The organism is Rhodopila sp., assembly GCF_035548095.1.
Lineage (GTDB): Bacteria > Pseudomonadota > Alphaproteobacteria > Acetobacterales > Acetobacteraceae > Rhodopila.
The window spans coordinates 52,529-66,826 of sequence record NZ_DASZUV010000008.1 but is presented as its reverse complement, the minus strand read 5'-3'; the positions used below and the strand labels follow the sequence as shown (position 1 = coordinate 66,826).

Below are 14,298 nucleotides of genomic sequence, written 5' to 3'. Positions count from 1 at the left end.
TGCTACTCGTCGCTCGGCGCGGCGCCTTCGCCGCGCGTTTCGCCGCTGGCTCGGCTCGCACGCGACGGGCTGGTCGAAGGTGTGCTGCGCGGCATCAGGAAACGCCGGCGGCTCTCCGCCCAGGCGCGCAGGCATGCCGGATCGCGTGGCCCGGCCTCGCCGAGTTCCTGGCATCGCAACAGCTCTGCTCGCAGCGGGTCCGCGGCACCCGCCTGCGTCGGCCGCGCCGGCATGATCTCAGGCCGCTCCTCTTTCCGGGTCAGCTCAAGGACCGTCGCAGTGATCGCAACGGCGACGAACGCGACTGCGCCGATCCGGGCGAGGAGCTTGGCGTCCACCGCAGCGCCCTCAGTTGCCGTTGCTCGGGAACATGCGCGCGTTGCCGGGCTGATAGCCGGAGCCGGGCGTCAGGAAGCGACGGCGCTGTTCGCGCCCCTGCTCAGCGGCGGCTGCGCGTTCGGCATCGGCAAGCGCGCGTGCACGTCCGTCGGCCGCCACGACAGCCGTGAGGTCTGCGAGCTGCTGCGCCTGCAGCGCGAGGATCTGGTTTCCGGCTTGTGTCGCCTGCAGCGCGCCAGTAGCGCCCTGGCTCTGGCCGACCAGCGCCGACATCTCCATTCGGTTGGTGTCGATATTGCCGACGACGCCGGCCTGGACACGCATCGCGTCCTGAAGACCACCAACCGTGTTCTGCCAGCGTGTACGCGCATCGGCGATCAATTGCTGGTCGGATGCCGACAGCGAGGCGCTGCCGTAGGTTGTCTGGAAGGCGCGGTCGACCTGCTGGACGTCGAAGGCGATGTTCTGCGCCTGGCCGAGGAGCTGCTGCGTGCGCTGGATGGACTGCTGAAGACGCTGTAGCGATGAATACGGCAAGCTCGCGAGATTGCGGGCCTGATTGATCAGCATCTGCGCCTCGTTCTGAAGCGAGGTGATCTGGTTGTTGATCTGCTCCAGAGCTCGTGCGGCCTGCAGCACGTTCTGCGCGTAGTTGGTCGGGTCGTAGACGATCCACTGCGCCGAAGCGGGCGCGACCCAGAGGGGAGAAAACGAAAGCGGAAGCGGAAGCGAAAGAGCCGTGGCGGCAAGAAGCGCCGCGCGGGTGCGTCGGACAATCATGATGGTGTCTCCAGGTTGGTGAGGCTCGGGATGAGGTCGGAGGCCCAATCGACGCCGCGGTGGCGCAGCCACGCAGGCAGGAAGCCGTCGCGGCCGTGCTCGGCAGCGATGCGGGCGATAGCGGCCTGATCGGTCTTAGAGGACGCGCCGCACAGCGCGAGAGCGACGTCTGAGAGTCCGAGTTCGAAGAGACGATTGCCGCGCCGCGATTGGCAGTAATAGTCGCGCTTCGGCATCGCGCGAGCGAGAATCTCGATCTGGCGGACGTTCAAACCGAACCTGCCGTAGATCGCGGTGATCTGCGGCTCGATCGCGCGCTCGTTCGGGAGCAGCACTCGCGTCGGGCAGCTTTCGATGATGGCTGGGGCGATGGGCGAATTGTCGATGTCTGACAGCGACTGCGTGGCGAAGACGACGCTGGCGTTCTTTTTCCGGAGCGTCTTCAGCCATTCTCTGAGCTGACCGGCGAAGCCTTCGTCGTCGAGTGCCAGCCAGCCTTCGTCGACGATCAGCAATGTGGGCCGCCCGTCGAGGCGATCCTCGATGCGGTGGAACAGATATGCGAGCACAGCCGGCGCCGCGCCGGTCCCAATGAGGCCTTCGGTCTCAAACGCCTGGACCGATGCTTCGCCGAGATGCTCGTGCTCGGCGTCGAGCAGCCGGCCATACGCTCCGCCGACGCAGAAGGGCCGGAGCGCCTGCTTGAGGTCGTTGGATTGCAGGAGCACCGCGAGACCCGTGATCGTGCGCTCGATCACGGGCGCGCTCGCCAGCGAGGTCAGCGCTGTCCAGAGATGTTCCTTGACCTCGGGCGTGATGGCGACGCTTTCGCGCGTCAGGATCGCGACGATCCAGTCGGCGGCCCAGGCCCGTTCCGGCACATGATGGATGCCAGCGAGCGGTTGCAGCGAAACGCTCTCGGCGGATCCTTCCGTCAGGCCGCCGCCGAGGTCGTGCCAGTCGCCGCCCATCGCGAGCGCCGCGGCGCGGATCGAACCGCCGAAGTCGAAGGCGAAGACCTGCGAGTTGGAATAGCGCCGGAACTGAAGCGCCATCAGCGCGAGCAGCACCGATTTGCCGGCGCCGGTCGGGCCGACGACGAGCGTGTGACCGACGTCGCCGACGTGCAAAGAGAACCGGAACGGGGTGGACCCTTCGGTCTTGCCGAACAGCAAGGGGGGCGCACCAAAGTGCTCATCCCGTTCCGGCCCCGCCCACACGGCCGAGAGTGGAATCATGTGGGCGAGATTGAGCGTCGAGATCGGAGGCTGGCGCACGTTCCCGTAGACATGCCCCGGCAGTGAGCCGAGCCAGGCATCGACGGCATTGATTGTTTCGGGCATCGCCGTGAAGTCGCGGCCTTGCACGACCTTCTCGACCAGCCGCAGCTTCTCGGCAGCAACGCGGGGGTCATTGTCCCAGACCGTCACCGTCGCGGTGACGTAGGCCTCGCCGGCGTAATCAGCGCCCAGCTCCTGCAGTGCGAGGTCAGCGTCGGCCGCCTTGTTTGCGGCATCGGTATCAACGAGAGCGGATGCCTCGTTGGTCATCACCTCCTTCAGGATCGCCGCGATGCTCTTGCGTTTGGCGAACCACTGCCGCCTGATCTTCGTCAGCAGCTTGGTCGCGTCGGTCTTGTCGAGCAGGATGGCGCGCGTGCTCCACCGATAGCCGAAGGCGAGGCGATTGAGATCGTCGAGGAGTCCCGGCGTCGTGGCGCTCGGAAAGCCGACGATCGTCAGGACACGAAGGTGTGCTTGGCCGAGGCGCGGCTCGAGGCCTCCCGTGAGCGGCTGGTCGGCCAGCAGCGCGTCGAGATACATTGGCGTCTCCGGCACCCCTACGCGATGCCGCTTGGTCGAAATGCAGGAATGCAGGTAGGTCAGCGTCTCGCCGTCATCGAGCCAGGCGCATTCGGGCATCAAGGCTTCGATGAGCTGGAGAACGCGGTCGGTGCGATCGACGAAGCCGCGCAGGACCTCGTAGGGATCGACGCTGCGGTCGGCCTTGCCCTCGTAGAGCCAGCTCTCGGCTCGGGCGGCGTCTTCGGCCGGCGGCAGGTAAGTGAACGTGAGGAAGTAGCTCGATTCGAAATGCGCGGTCGCTTCCTCAAAGTCTGCCCTGCGCTCCGCGTCGACCAGGGCGGATGCGGCGTCAGGAAAGCGGCTCGACGGATAGGCGCCGACGCCGTGACGCTGCGCTTCGACGAAGATCGCCCAACCCGACCCGAGGCGACGGAACGCGTTGTTGAGGCGACCGGCAACCGCGACCAACTCGGCTTGCACGGCGGAGTCGAGATCGGGGCCGCGAAAGCGTGCCGTGCGCTGGAAGCTGCCGTCCTTGTTGAGGACGACGCCCTCTCCGACGAGCGCTGCCCAGGGCAGGAAATCGGCGAGGCGCGAGGACGTGCGGCGATATTCTGCGAGGTTCATCATCGGCCGCCTCATGCGCCCATGAAGCCCGGAATGCGCAGATGCCGGCGCGTCACCTCGACGAACATCGGGTCGCGCTTCGCCGCCCAGACGGCTGCGAAGTGGCCAACGGCCCAGAGGCCGAGGCCGACGAGCCAGAGCCGCAGCCCGAGTCCGAGCGCAGCGGCGAGCGTACCGTTGAGGATGGCGATCGAGCGCGGCGCACCGCCGAGGAGGATGTGTTCGGTCAGCGCCCGATGGACCGGCACTGAGAAGCCGGGCACTTCGGCACCGTCGATGACAGCCGTGGTCATACCAGCGCGCCGCCGCCGAAGCTGAAGAAGCTCAGGAAGAACGAACTCGCGGCAAACGCGATTGATAGGCCGAACACGATCTGCACCAGCCTGCGGAAGCCGCCGCTGGTGTCGCCAAAGGCGAGCGTCAGGCCGGTGACGATGATGATGATCACCGCAATGACCTTCGCCACCGGACCTTCGATCGATTGCAGGATCTGCTGAAGCGGTTGTTCCCAGGGCATGGACGAGCCGCTGGCATAGGCTGGCGCAGCGTAGAGAAACCCTGCCGCCGTCAGACCAATGGTGCCGATCCGATCGAGAATCGGGCCGGCGAATAGGCGTTGCTTGAATGATGGCTGTCGAGCCGAGGTCATGCGTGGTCTCCTGCTGTGCCTGCTGTTGCGGGGGTGATGCGGTAGTCGCCGCTTGGTCCAAGGCCTTCGACGCGGGCGAGTTCGGCAAGACGGCGGGACGCGCCGCGGCCGCTCAGAACGGCGACGAGATCGATGGTCTCGGCGATCAGTGCACGCGGGACCGTGACCACGGCTTCCTGGATGAGTTGCTCGAGGCGGCGCAGCGCACCGATGGCGGTGCCCGCGTGGATGGTGCCGATCCCTCCCGGATGGCCGGTGCCCCAAGCTTTCAGAAGGTCGAGTGCCTCGGCGCCGCGCACCTCACCAATGGGGATGCGGTCGGGCCGCAGGCGCAGAGAAGAGCGCACCAGATCGGACAGCGTGGCGACGCCGTCCTTGGTGCGCATGGCGACAAGATTGGGCGCGGCGCACTGAAGCTCGCGTGTGTCCTCGATGAGGACGACGCGATCGGCCGATTTTGACACCTCAGCGAGGAGCGCGTTGGTGAGCGTGGTCTTGCCGGTGCTCGTTCCCCCGGCGACGAGAATGTTGCGGCGATCGGTGACCGCCTGGCGAAGTATCTCCGCCTGGTCGGCCGTCATGATCGCGGCGGCCACATAGTCCTGCAGCGTGAACACGGCGACGGCCGGCTTGCGGATCGCAAACGCTGGGGCGGCCACCACCGGCGGCAAGAGGCCCTCGAAACGCTCTCCCGTTCCGGGCAGCTCCGCCGAAACACGCGGGCTTCCGGCGTGAACCTCGGCGCCGACATGATGGGCGACCAGCCGAACGATGCGTTCGCCGTCGGTGGGCGATAGGCGCTCACCTGTGTCGGCCAAGCCCTCCGAGAGCCGGTCGATCCAGAGCCGCCCATCGGGATTGAGCATCACCTCCACGATCGACGGGTCTTCCAGGAAGCCGGCGATGGCCGGGCCGAGGGCCGTGCGCAGCATCCGTGTGCCGCGAAGAACTGCCTCGGATTGTTGGAATGACACTGCCACTTCGCCCCCGTTCTGCGCGGGACCGCTCGCGAGCGGCCCTGGATCGGGGATGAGTAGAAGAGGCAGAAAATGGGGCGGCGCAACAACCCTGATGGGGTCGTCGTAGCGTGGCGTAGAAATACAGGGAAACGGCGAAGTCGATGACGGCTTGCGAGCGGCCTGATCGCGCCTATTCGCTACTCGCGTTGGCCGGAACGTCCTCGGAGATCTCTTGCCGAAGCTTTGGACCTTTGGCGAGTCGACGTCCGAGTGCGGCGACAAAGGCGTCGTAGCGTTCGCCGGCCTGCGCGCGTGCGGCCGCCTGCGCAGGCTCGGGCAGTGGCGGGTTGGTGGTCAGCCAGAAGCGCACAAAGACCGCCAGCGTCTCGACGGCGATGCCAAGGTCACGTTCGAGGCGTGCCATCCGCCGGTCGAGCTGGTCGAGTCGCGTGGTGAGGGCTGCCTCCTGCCGCTCCGCGGCGTCCGGCGAAAGGAACGATGCTATCGCGGCCTCGGCGATGAGCGAACGCGGCTGCGCACGTCGCGCGGCGTACTCGGCGAGTGCCTTTGTCACGCCTGGCTCAAGATAGACGGAAAGCCGCCGCTTCTTGTTCGGATTCGGCATGGCGGTCTACAGCTCCATGCCGTCGTTGGGATCGAGCGATACCTGACGCGCGACGCCTTGCACGAGACGGGTCATGCGGCTCAGCCGCGCGGCATCGTCCGGCTCGTCTTCATTGGGATCGATCTCGAATTCGTTGTCGATCGGAGCCTTCTTCTCGATCGGTGCTGCGCGATCGAGCTCCGGCTGACGCCGCTTCTCGGAGCCCGTCGTGTCCTCATCGTCCGTGTTGCTCACGGGTGGTGCGACCTCCTGCAAAGGTCGCGGAGGCAAGGGCCGGCCGGTCCAGTCGTTCGACTGCGGGTCGTCCGGCTTCGCCAAGGTCGGCGGCGGCAAGATGCGCGCATGAAATCTCTGGTCCTCGAAATACCGCGCCTTCTTGGCGCGTACAGGCGGGGTGCCCGCGACCATCACGATCTCATCGGTCGGGGCAAGCTGCATTATTTCGCCAGGCGTAAGCAGCGGCCGGGCCGTCTCGGAGCGCGACACCATCAGGTGCCCTAGCCAGGGGCTCAGCCGGTGACCCGCGTAGTTGCGCATTGCGCGGAGCTCGGTCGCGGTGCCAAGCGCATCGCTGACCCGCTTGGCGGTTCTTTCGTCGTTGGTGGCGAAAGACACCCTGACGTGGCAATTGTCCAGGATTGAGTTGTTGGGTCCATAGGCCTTCTCGATCTGGTTGAGGCTCTGCGCGATCAGGAACGCCTTCAGCCCATAGCCGGCCATGAATGCCAGTGCGCTCTCGAAGAAGTCGAGGCGGCCAAGCGCGGGAAACTCGTCGAGCATGAGAAGCAGGCGATGGCGGCGCGACTTCGCATGGAGATCTTCGGTCAGGCGTCGTCCGACCTGGTTGAGGATCAGACGGATCAGAGGCTTGGTGCGCGCAATGTCAGACGGCGGCACGACGAGATAGAGCGTTGTTGGCCGCCCCGCCCCGACAATGTCGATGATCCGCCACTCGCAGCGGCGCGTGACGGCGGCGACGACAGGATCGCGATAGAGGCCGAGAAACGACATGGCGGTGCTCAACACGCCACTACGTTCGTTGTCCGACTTGTTGAGCAGCTCCCGCGCCGCGCTCGCGATGACCGGATGCGGTCCAGCCTCGCCAAGATGTGGAGTTTTCATCATCGCAGCGAGCGTCGACTCAATCGGGCGGCGGGGATCGGAAAGGAAGGACGCGACTCCGGCGAGCGTCTTGTCCTCCTCCGCGTAGAGCACGTGGAGGATGGCGCCGACGAGCAACGCATGGGAGGTCTTCTCCCAATGGTTCCGCTTGTCCAACGAGCCTTCCGGATCGACGAGGATGTCGGCGATGTTCTGGACGTCCCTGACCTCCCACTCGCCGCGCCGGACTTCGAGCAACGGATTGTAGGCGGAAGACTTCGCGTTGGTCGGATCGAACAGCAGCACGCGCCCGTATCGCGCGCGAAAGCCGGCGGTGAGCTGCCAGTTTTCCCCCTTGATGTCATGCACGATCGCGCTGCCCGGCCAGGTGAGAAGCGAGGGGATGACCAGGCCGACGCCCTTGCCGCTCCTGGTCGGGGCAAAGCAGAGAACGTGCTCGGGGCCGTCGTGTCGGAGATAGTCGTGGCCGAGCTTGCCGAGCACCACGCCGTCGGGGCCGAGAAGGCCTGCGGCCTCGATTTCATCGGGTCGGGCCCACCGAGCGGAGCCGTAGGTGTCGACGTTCTTGGCTTCACGAGCCCGCCACACTGACATGGCGATCGCGACTGCGATCGCGATGAAGCCGCCCGACGCCGCGATATAGGCACCCTCGACGAAGATCGCCGGCGCGTAAGCGTCGTAGACGATCCACCACATGTAGAATGACGGCGGATAATAGACGGGCCATCCCAGGATGGTGAACCAAGGCTCACCGAGTTGCGCCTGGAAGCCCAGTCGCCACGCGGTCCACTCGGTCGCACCCCACGACGTGGCGAGGATGATCAGCGCGACGACGAGGATCTGGCCCCAGAGAATCTTGGTTGCGGACATCACCCGCGCTCCTTGTCAAATGGCTATGTCACAGGCCGATTCCCCGCTTGCGGCCGAAGTTCCAATCGATCCCGCCGTCGCCGCGCGTGATGCCGGAGACATGGCGGCCGAGATGCTGTTCGAGGGACGGCGACCACGGCACGAGCTGGAAACCCAGGCTATCGTCGAGCATGGCGAACCGGCCGGAGGCGAGGTCGAAGCGGCGACAATAGGTGCCGGCGGCGTATTCACCGGTGCCGGCTTTGACGGCCGCTTGTCCCGTCTCGGCCGCGAGACGTTCGCTCAACGTGTCGAGCTCACGACGCCGCAGTGTCTCGACCAGGTTGCGGCTGAAGCTGACGCCGCGGCTTTGCCGCTCGGCTAGGCCCTGGCCGATGAGATGCTCCGCGCGGCGGTCAAGCGCGTCACGGACCTCGGCGCCGAAGCCACCGCCGCCGAGTGGGACCGGCTCGCGTGCGATGGCCTGGCGGTCGAGCCAGGTAGCCCCGTTCGCCGTGATCTGCTGCTCGAGGGGAAGGTCCGATCGGACAGCGAGCGCCACACGTCGCCGGCCTTGGGCGTCATCGAACTGGCGCAGCTCGACGATCGAGCCGGGGGCGGAGTCTCCGGCGGCATTGAGGTCAGCGAGCTTGATGTGGTGGGTGCGGCCATCGACGCCGTCGACGATCGCAAAGGCGCTGCCCTTCAGTTCGTCGTCGAGCCCCCGCGCGAGCAGGCGGCCGACGATGGGTTCATCCAGGCTTTCGCCGGCCAGCAGGTAGCTGGCCGCGCTACGTTCGAGGCTGCGCTCCGCGAGACCGTGATGTATCCGCTTGATAATGTCGCCGCGCTCGCCGAGCGCGCGCAAACTCTTCTCGGCCGTTTCGGAAATGGCCCATTGGCCCGGCCCGATCTGATCGGCGAGCCCGAGAGCCTCTAGCTTGCGCAGGCGCCCGACCTTCAGCGCATGAAACTCGTCCGGCTGGCGGTCCACGTGCGGCGCAAGATCGATCACACCAGTCCGATAAGCATCGCGCGCGAGCTGACGGTCGAGATTTGTCCAGCGCTCAGCATCGATCTGGCGCTCCAGCGTGGTGCGGATGTCGTGGTCGGTGCGCGGGCCGAGCTCCTGGGTGATGAGGTCACGCGCGCGGTCGCGCATCCCTTCCTTGATGTAGTCGCGCGAGATGACGAGGTTCTCGCCGTCATCACGAACGCCGCGAACGATCAGGTGGACGTGCGGATGCTCGGTGTTCCAGTGATCGACGGCGACCCAGTCCAGTGTGGTGCCGAGATCCTTCTCCATCTGGCCGACGAGCTCGCGCGTAAACTGCTTGAGGTCGGACATCTCGATCGCGTCGTCCGGCGAGACGATGAAGCGGAAATGATGACGGTCGTCCGCACAGCGATCGGCGAAGGCCTTGGGGTTGGCCTCGTCGGTGCCGGGACCGAAGAGCCGCGCCTTCTCCCCGTCCCGGGTGACGCCCTCGCGCCGCAGATAGCCGAGATGGGTCGCGAGCGGTGCGCCGCGCGCGCTGTGGCGGACAACGCGCGCCTTCACGACGGCGCCGCGCGAGCGCGAAGTAATGAGCCGGTTGGCCTGCACCGAGGCGCGCTGGCCGCGGCCGAAGCACGAACGATGGCCGGGGCCGATCGTCCCCTTACGGGAGACGGAGCCGCCCGCCCGCTGTGCGGCGGCAAGCGCCTGCGCGATGAAGGACCGCGCCCGCTGCGCGCGGGTGGAGCGGATGCGGCCAGGCCGGATGCGGAAGTCGTCTTCGGTGCTCATGGCTGCCGCCCCGCACATCGCGCCAAGCGACGGAAATTGCTGAGAAAGTGCCGAAGCCGCAGGCTGCGCGGGGATCGCGCACCTCGCGGTTTCGGCATGTAACCCATTGAAAAAGCACAACCGTCATGGCGCGCACATCGCGCCCCTTTATCCTGCCATCGTGCGGTTGTGGTTGCGCCCTCCCGTCTCACGACACTCTTTCGTGCGCTGGGGTCCGCCATACCGCGATCTGGCAACAGGCGCGTCATTGTTGCGGGTCCGGACCTGTCTGCGCGACGAAGAGGCTGGAGGAGCGCGGTGAAAGCGCCGCCGCGTCATGCGCTCGTGGTGTCGGCGCGTTGTCACCGGGCGTGCGCTGTTCTCGCGGCAGTGCTGCATTCGCGTTGCCGTTCGCGCGCACGACGAATAAAGGGGAGCGGGTCCACGCGAGTGGATCGGGTGCAATCGTGGCCGCGTCATCGAGCGGTTTGCCGCCGATAAGGGGCGCGAGCACAGCGACATAGGCGCGCGTTTCGGCTGGCAACGCGCGAACGCCCGCGAGATATTCGTCGTAGCGCTGAGGCCCCGCATTGTAGGCCGCAAGGAAGCCCGGCGATCCGTAGCGGTCGTGCATCTCGCGCAAATATGCGGCGCCCGCCAGGATGTTGTCGTGCGGATCGAACGGATCGCGACCGAGGCCATACCGGGCGCGCAGCTCCGACCACGTGTCGGGCATGACTTGCATCAGGCCCATCGCGCCCTTGCGCGAGACGGCGCGCGGATCTCCGGCGCTTTCCGCGCCCATGACGGCCCGTATCCATGGGACCGGCACGCCGAAGCGCCGTGCGGCTTCCGCGATGGAGTCGGAGATCGGATGCGCGCGCTGCAGACGTGCGGCTGGCGCGCTCTGCGCAAGCGCAACGCCAGGGAACGGACCCGCGATCAGCAGGCCGGAAAGGAGAAGAGCGGAAAGACGCCGGGCGAGCGTGGCCCGCCCGGCGGCTTCACGACTGCTCCGCGAGATCGAGCGGATGAGCATCTCCTCAGTCCCGCTCGGGCCGCTTTTGCGGGCGGCTCCAGTGCAGTCCCCAGACGGACTTTGCGTCGCCCGATTGGAACAGGTTGGCGCGGATCGGCTGGCCCAGCGTCGGGTCGTCGATCTGGACGGAGACGTAGTCGCCGGCCTTCTCGCCGGTGCGCTTCCAGCCCGCACCGATCTCGGGACCGTCGCTGTCACCAAGGTGCACGCGATAGTCCGGTGCGTTCTCGGCATCGGAATGCTCGGCCGGAATCAGCACCGTCTCGCTATTCAGCGAGAGCGTGCGGATATGACCGGCGTAGCCGTTCTTGGTGCGTGTGAACTCTCCGATTTGTGGCATTGAAAGCTCCTATGTGCGGTGAGGAGGATGCGTTTGGTGCGCCGTCACCGCGTTGCGGCGCGCCATTCGAACCGGCCGTCTCCCTCCTCGTCGGTCCACAGCGGGATCGCGCGGCCGATGATCGAATTGGCGGGGAGCGGACCGAAGTAGCGGCCGTCCATGCTGTCGGGAGCGGCCCAGTTCATGAGGAAGATTTCGCCGTCGGCGATGCGGCGGCAGCCGTGCCAGGTCGGCAGATCGCGGCCCGCGTGGTCGCGCGCCAACGCCTCGCCCATATCGATGCCGTCGATCGTGATATGCGCACCGTCACGGCATACGCGCTGCCCCGGAAGACCGGCGACGCGCTTCATCAGCGGCACGCCGCGCGGCAGATAGCGGCGTTCGGCCATGAAGGACGCGAGCGGTTCGGGCGTGCGGACGGCGACGAGGTCGGTGACTTCTAGGTGACGCGCCGGCTCGATGGAGTAGAGGCCGAGCGGCACGCTGGCGGATGCATTCCAGATGAGCTTCGGCGCCACCGGAAGGAAGGAGAAGACGCCGACCGCCAGCACGGCGAAGTACGCCGTCATGACGTAGCCGAAGCGCGTCACGGCTCGACGCTCTGCCGCAGAAGGATCGCCCGATGCTGCTCGACGGTGTAGCTGCGTGGCTCCTGGCCGGCGGTCAGGCGGTTGTGGACGTGCCGCCAGTGATGCGGCGACACCTCAGCCGGATCGATGCCGATCGCCTCGATCGCATCGATGATCTGAAGGACACGCTCGACCTTCGGCCAGCCTTCCATCTTGAGGAGGATGTCACCGCCGGGACGTACGAACGGGAGGGTCTGGAAATGCTCGCCGGGTGTGATCGCGCGCACGATGTCGATACGCGAGATGACCGTACCGTGGTCGTTCGACGCCCAGCGAACGAGGGCGAAGATGCTGTTGGGCGTGAAGCCCAGGACGCGGCGGCGCCGGTCGAGGATCTGCTCCTCCTTCTCCTTGCCGAAGCGAATCCAGTATTCGACCTTCTTCTCGATCCACGTCAGTTCGACGCGCGTCAGGCCGTCGACGGGAAGCGGCGGCACGAGGCGCAGGTGGGATGCGCTGCTCATGGCAGGTCTCCTTCGGCTGGAGGGAATTCGCGGGCGAGGAGGTCGCGCAGCATGTCGGCGACGGTCAGGCCGCGCTGGAAGGCGACGATCTTGATGTGGCCGCGCAGTTCCGGCGTGATGTCGATCGTCAGCCGCGCGGTGTAAGTGGCCGCGTCGCCGTTGCTGTTGGAGCGCGGCGCCGGCGCTTTGATCCAGCGTTCGGGATCGGCCGGCCGCGCGATGAAGGCGCGTTTGGCGGAGCGCTCTTTCATCGCGACAGCCTCCCAACTTCGCTCGCAAGGGCAGTGATCTCGCGCGCCGCACTCGTTGCGTGGGCTTCCCAGACGAGGCGGCCGGATTGCGCGGCGTCGGCAAAGGCGACGCGCTGGCCAATCCTGGAAGTGAGCAGTGGCGGATCGTGATCAGCGAGCGTCAGCGCGGTCTCGCGGGCGATGATGGTGCGGGCGGCACATCGATTGAGAACGAAGCGGGCAACGAGCTGGGGCCGGTAGACGCGCGCCTCGCCGAGCAGAGCGAGCATCTCGGCCGAGCCCCAGCCGTCGAACGGCGATGGCTGGACCGGGATCAGGACGAGGTCGGCCGCCAGCAGCGCCGAGCGCATCAGCCCGGCGACGCGCGGCGGGCCGTCGATGACAATGTGATGGACATTCCGCGCGAGTTCGGGTGCTTCGCGATGAAGCGTGTCGCGCGCCAGGCCGATCACGCCGAACAGGCGGGGAAGGCTTTCGCGTGCGCGCTGCTGCGACCAGTCGAGGGCGGAGCCTTGCGGGTCGGCGTCGATGACGGTGACGCGCTGGCCGCGCCGCGCCCACTCGCCGGCGAGATGCAGAGCGAGCGTCGTCTTGCCGACGCCGCCTTTCTGGTTGAGCAGCGCGACGATCATGGCGCGCCCCGTTTTCGGCGGCGCTCACGCACAGGTTTGGCTTTCGGAGCGGCCGTTAGAAAGATTCCGAAGGAATCTTGGTTAGAAGAGTTACGCCGCGCGCAACGCTTTGAATCGGCACCGGGATTCGATGATTCCGGTCCCCGATAGCACGAGGATCGGGTCCCCGATGGCACGATAGGTCCGGTCCCCGATAGCACGAGACGATTCACAGCTTATCCGCAGCGCGCGAGGTCCTGCGCTGCCCCAGCGAAGCGAGGGCAGCGGGATCGATGGGTGCGAATGAAAGGCGTTCGGGGGCATCCGGCGGCTGCTGGATCGTCAGCCGATAACCGGGCAGCGTTTGCCGGCGGACGATCTCGCGCAGGTCGTAGGCGAAGTGCTTGAGCGGCGAGAGGCTGCCGGACTTCGCATGGAGATAGGCGACGTCGAAGCTCCAGCCGTGCTGCTGGCGGCCGCCATGCTTGCGCACGAGGCGGTAGAGCCAGCGTTCGAGCCCGCCGGTGAGACGGAAGTAGGCGCGATCGATGGTCAACACGAGCGCGTCGTCGAGGACGGCGGCGTAGAACCAGTCTGGCACGATCAGTTCGAGGCCGAGCGGACGGCCGTGCGCGTCCGCGCGCTCCTTCCACTCGTTGATCCAGGAGAAGCGATGCATCCGCCGCTCGCTTGGCTGGCGGATCGAGGTCGCGACGGTGGTCGATTGCAGGCGATCGAAGGCGGCCTTCAAACGGTCGTAGTCGCGTACGCTCGCGCCGCGGCCGATGAAGGAGAGAATTTCGTATGGCGTCGCCGCCATCAGGCGTGACGGCCGTAGGCCGAGATCGCGCGCCTCGACGATTTGCGAGGCCGCCCAGATCAGCACGTCGGCGTCCCAGATGGTCGCCATGCCGTGTTCTGCAACCGCCTCGACGCGAATAACGATCGTGCCTGCCTTGAAGTCGATCGGCGTCAGCCGCTTCGATTTGGCGAGCGAGAAGAACGGATAGGCCATGAGGTCTTGCGCGTCGCGCGGCGCGAGATCACCCGGCAGCGCCCGGAAGAGGTCGAGCTGCTCGCGTTCACTATTGCGTTGCGCCGGGGACATGCGCCGCGCCTCAACGACGGCTGCGGCCGGCTTGTGCGGAGGCCGGGTCGTGACGCTTGGCCGGCAGCACGGAGCCGCGCGGGTCGGATGTCGAGGTAACCGCGCCGCGGTCGGCCCAGGCCCTGAGGTCGTCGAGGGCATAGACGACGCGGCCGCCCAGCTTTCGATAAGCCGGACCGGTGCCGTAGGTGCGATGCTTCTCGAGCGTCCGGCTGGAGAGTCCGAGAAAGTCGGCGGCCTCCGGCGTCCGCAAGAAGCGTGGCGGCAAGCCGGCGAGATTCGTCATGTCGCACCTCCGGGCGTTCGCTCAAGTTGCCGGCGGGCGCCGGCGAG

At 66.7% G+C, this 14,298-nt stretch carries 17 protein-coding genes; all 17 read right to left on the bottom strand.

All coding sequences use genetic code 11. The features are described from left to right. Positions 1 to 2: 2 nt before the first annotated feature. Entirely contained in the window at positions 3 to 338 is a 336-nt protein-coding gene (gene trbK-alt / locus VHC04_RS08470; protein ID WP_325680014.1) for a putative entry exclusion protein TrbK-alt, read from the bottom strand. A gap of 10 nt (positions 339 to 348) precedes the next feature. Next, complete coding sequence (gene trbJ, locus VHC04_RS08465; RefSeq protein ID WP_325680012.1) at positions 349 to 1,119, bottom strand: P-type conjugative transfer protein TrbJ; 771 nt, start codon at positions 1,117 to 1,119, stop codon at positions 349 to 351. Further along, complete coding sequence (gene trbE, locus VHC04_RS08460) at positions 1,116 to 3,554, bottom strand: conjugal transfer protein TrbE (protein WP_325680010.1); 2,439 nt, start codon at positions 3,552 to 3,554, stop codon at positions 1,116 to 1,118. The genes trbJ and trbE overlap by 4 nt, the downstream gene beginning before the upstream one ends. Before the next feature lie 8 nt (positions 3,555 to 3,562). Then, on the bottom strand, positions 3,563 to 3,844 hold the full coding sequence (locus VHC04_RS08455) for a VirB3 family type IV secretion system protein (protein WP_325680009.1): 282 nt from the start codon (positions 3,842 to 3,844) through the stop codon (positions 3,563 to 3,565). Continuing rightward, on the bottom strand, positions 3,841 to 4,200 hold the full coding sequence (locus tag VHC04_RS08450; protein WP_325680007.1) for a TrbC/VirB2 family protein: 360 nt from the start codon (positions 4,198 to 4,200) through the stop codon (positions 3,841 to 3,843). The genes VHC04_RS08455 and VHC04_RS08450 overlap by 4 nt, the downstream gene beginning before the upstream one ends. Beyond that, positions 4,197 to 5,132 (bottom strand): P-type conjugative transfer ATPase TrbB, encoded by a 936-nt coding sequence (trbB, locus tag VHC04_RS08445; protein WP_408903796.1) that lies wholly within the window; start codon positions 5,130 to 5,132, stop codon positions 4,197 to 4,199. Before trbB ends, VHC04_RS08450 begins: the two co-directional genes overlap by 4 nt. A 217-nt stretch (positions 5,133 to 5,349) precedes the next feature. Continuing rightward, a complete protein-coding gene (locus VHC04_RS08440; RefSeq protein ID WP_325680003.1) occupies positions 5,350 to 5,784 on the bottom strand; it encodes a CopG family transcriptional regulator in 435 nt (144 codons plus the stop codon). A gap of 6 nt (positions 5,785 to 5,790) precedes the next feature. Continuing rightward, positions 5,791 to 7,776 carry a conjugal transfer protein TraG gene (locus tag VHC04_RS08435; RefSeq protein WP_325680001.1) on the bottom strand — a complete coding sequence of 662 codons (1,986 nt, stop codon included), beginning with the start codon at positions 7,774 to 7,776 and terminating at the stop codon, positions 5,791 to 5,793. Positions 7,777 to 7,804: 28 nt separating this feature from the next. Continuing rightward, positions 7,805 to 9,544 carry a relaxase/mobilization nuclease domain-containing protein gene (locus VHC04_RS08430; protein ID WP_325679999.1) on the bottom strand — a complete coding sequence of 580 codons (1,740 nt, stop codon included), beginning with the start codon at positions 9,542 to 9,544 and terminating at the stop codon, positions 7,805 to 7,807. A 244-nt stretch (positions 9,545 to 9,788) separates the two neighbouring features. Next, positions 9,789 to 10,562 carry a lytic transglycosylase domain-containing protein gene (locus VHC04_RS08425; RefSeq protein WP_325679997.1) on the bottom strand — a complete coding sequence of 258 codons (774 nt, stop codon included), beginning with the start codon at positions 10,560 to 10,562 and terminating at the stop codon, positions 9,789 to 9,791. A gap of 4 nt (positions 10,563 to 10,566) precedes the next feature. Beyond that, positions 10,567 to 10,902 carry a DUF736 domain-containing protein gene (locus tag VHC04_RS08420; RefSeq protein WP_325679993.1) on the bottom strand — a complete coding sequence of 112 codons (336 nt, stop codon included), beginning with the start codon at positions 10,900 to 10,902 and terminating at the stop codon, positions 10,567 to 10,569. Positions 10,903 to 10,946: 44 nt separating this feature from the next. Next, the gene (locus VHC04_RS08415) at positions 10,947 to 11,471 is read right to left on the bottom strand and encodes a S26 family signal peptidase (protein ID WP_325680270.1); all 525 of its coding nucleotides are present in this window, start codon (positions 11,469 to 11,471) and stop codon (positions 10,947 to 10,949) included. A gap of 17 nt (positions 11,472 to 11,488) precedes the next feature. Then, complete coding sequence (locus tag VHC04_RS08410) at positions 11,489 to 11,995, bottom strand: DUF2840 domain-containing protein (RefSeq protein WP_325679991.1); 507 nt, start codon at positions 11,993 to 11,995, stop codon at positions 11,489 to 11,491. Continuing rightward, complete coding sequence (locus tag VHC04_RS08405; RefSeq protein ID WP_325679989.1) at positions 11,992 to 12,246, bottom strand: hypothetical protein; 255 nt, start codon at positions 12,244 to 12,246, stop codon at positions 11,992 to 11,994. The genes VHC04_RS08410 and VHC04_RS08405 overlap by 4 nt, the downstream gene beginning before the upstream one ends. Continuing rightward, positions 12,243 to 12,878, bottom strand: a complete 636-nt coding sequence (parA, locus tag VHC04_RS08400; protein WP_325679987.1) for a ParA family partition ATPase — start codon at positions 12,876 to 12,878, stop codon at positions 12,243 to 12,245. Before parA ends, VHC04_RS08405 begins: the two co-directional genes overlap by 4 nt. 208 nt (positions 12,879 to 13,086) lie before the next feature. Continuing rightward, complete coding sequence (locus VHC04_RS08395; protein ID WP_325679986.1) at positions 13,087 to 13,965, bottom strand: replication initiator protein A; 879 nt, start codon at positions 13,963 to 13,965, stop codon at positions 13,087 to 13,089. 10 nt (positions 13,966 to 13,975) lie between these two features. Then, positions 13,976 to 14,251, bottom strand: coding sequence for a helix-turn-helix transcriptional regulator (locus VHC04_RS08390; RefSeq protein WP_325679984.1), 276 nt, complete (start codon positions 14,249 to 14,251; stop codon positions 13,976 to 13,978). Positions 14,252 to 14,298: the final 47 nt, after the last annotated feature.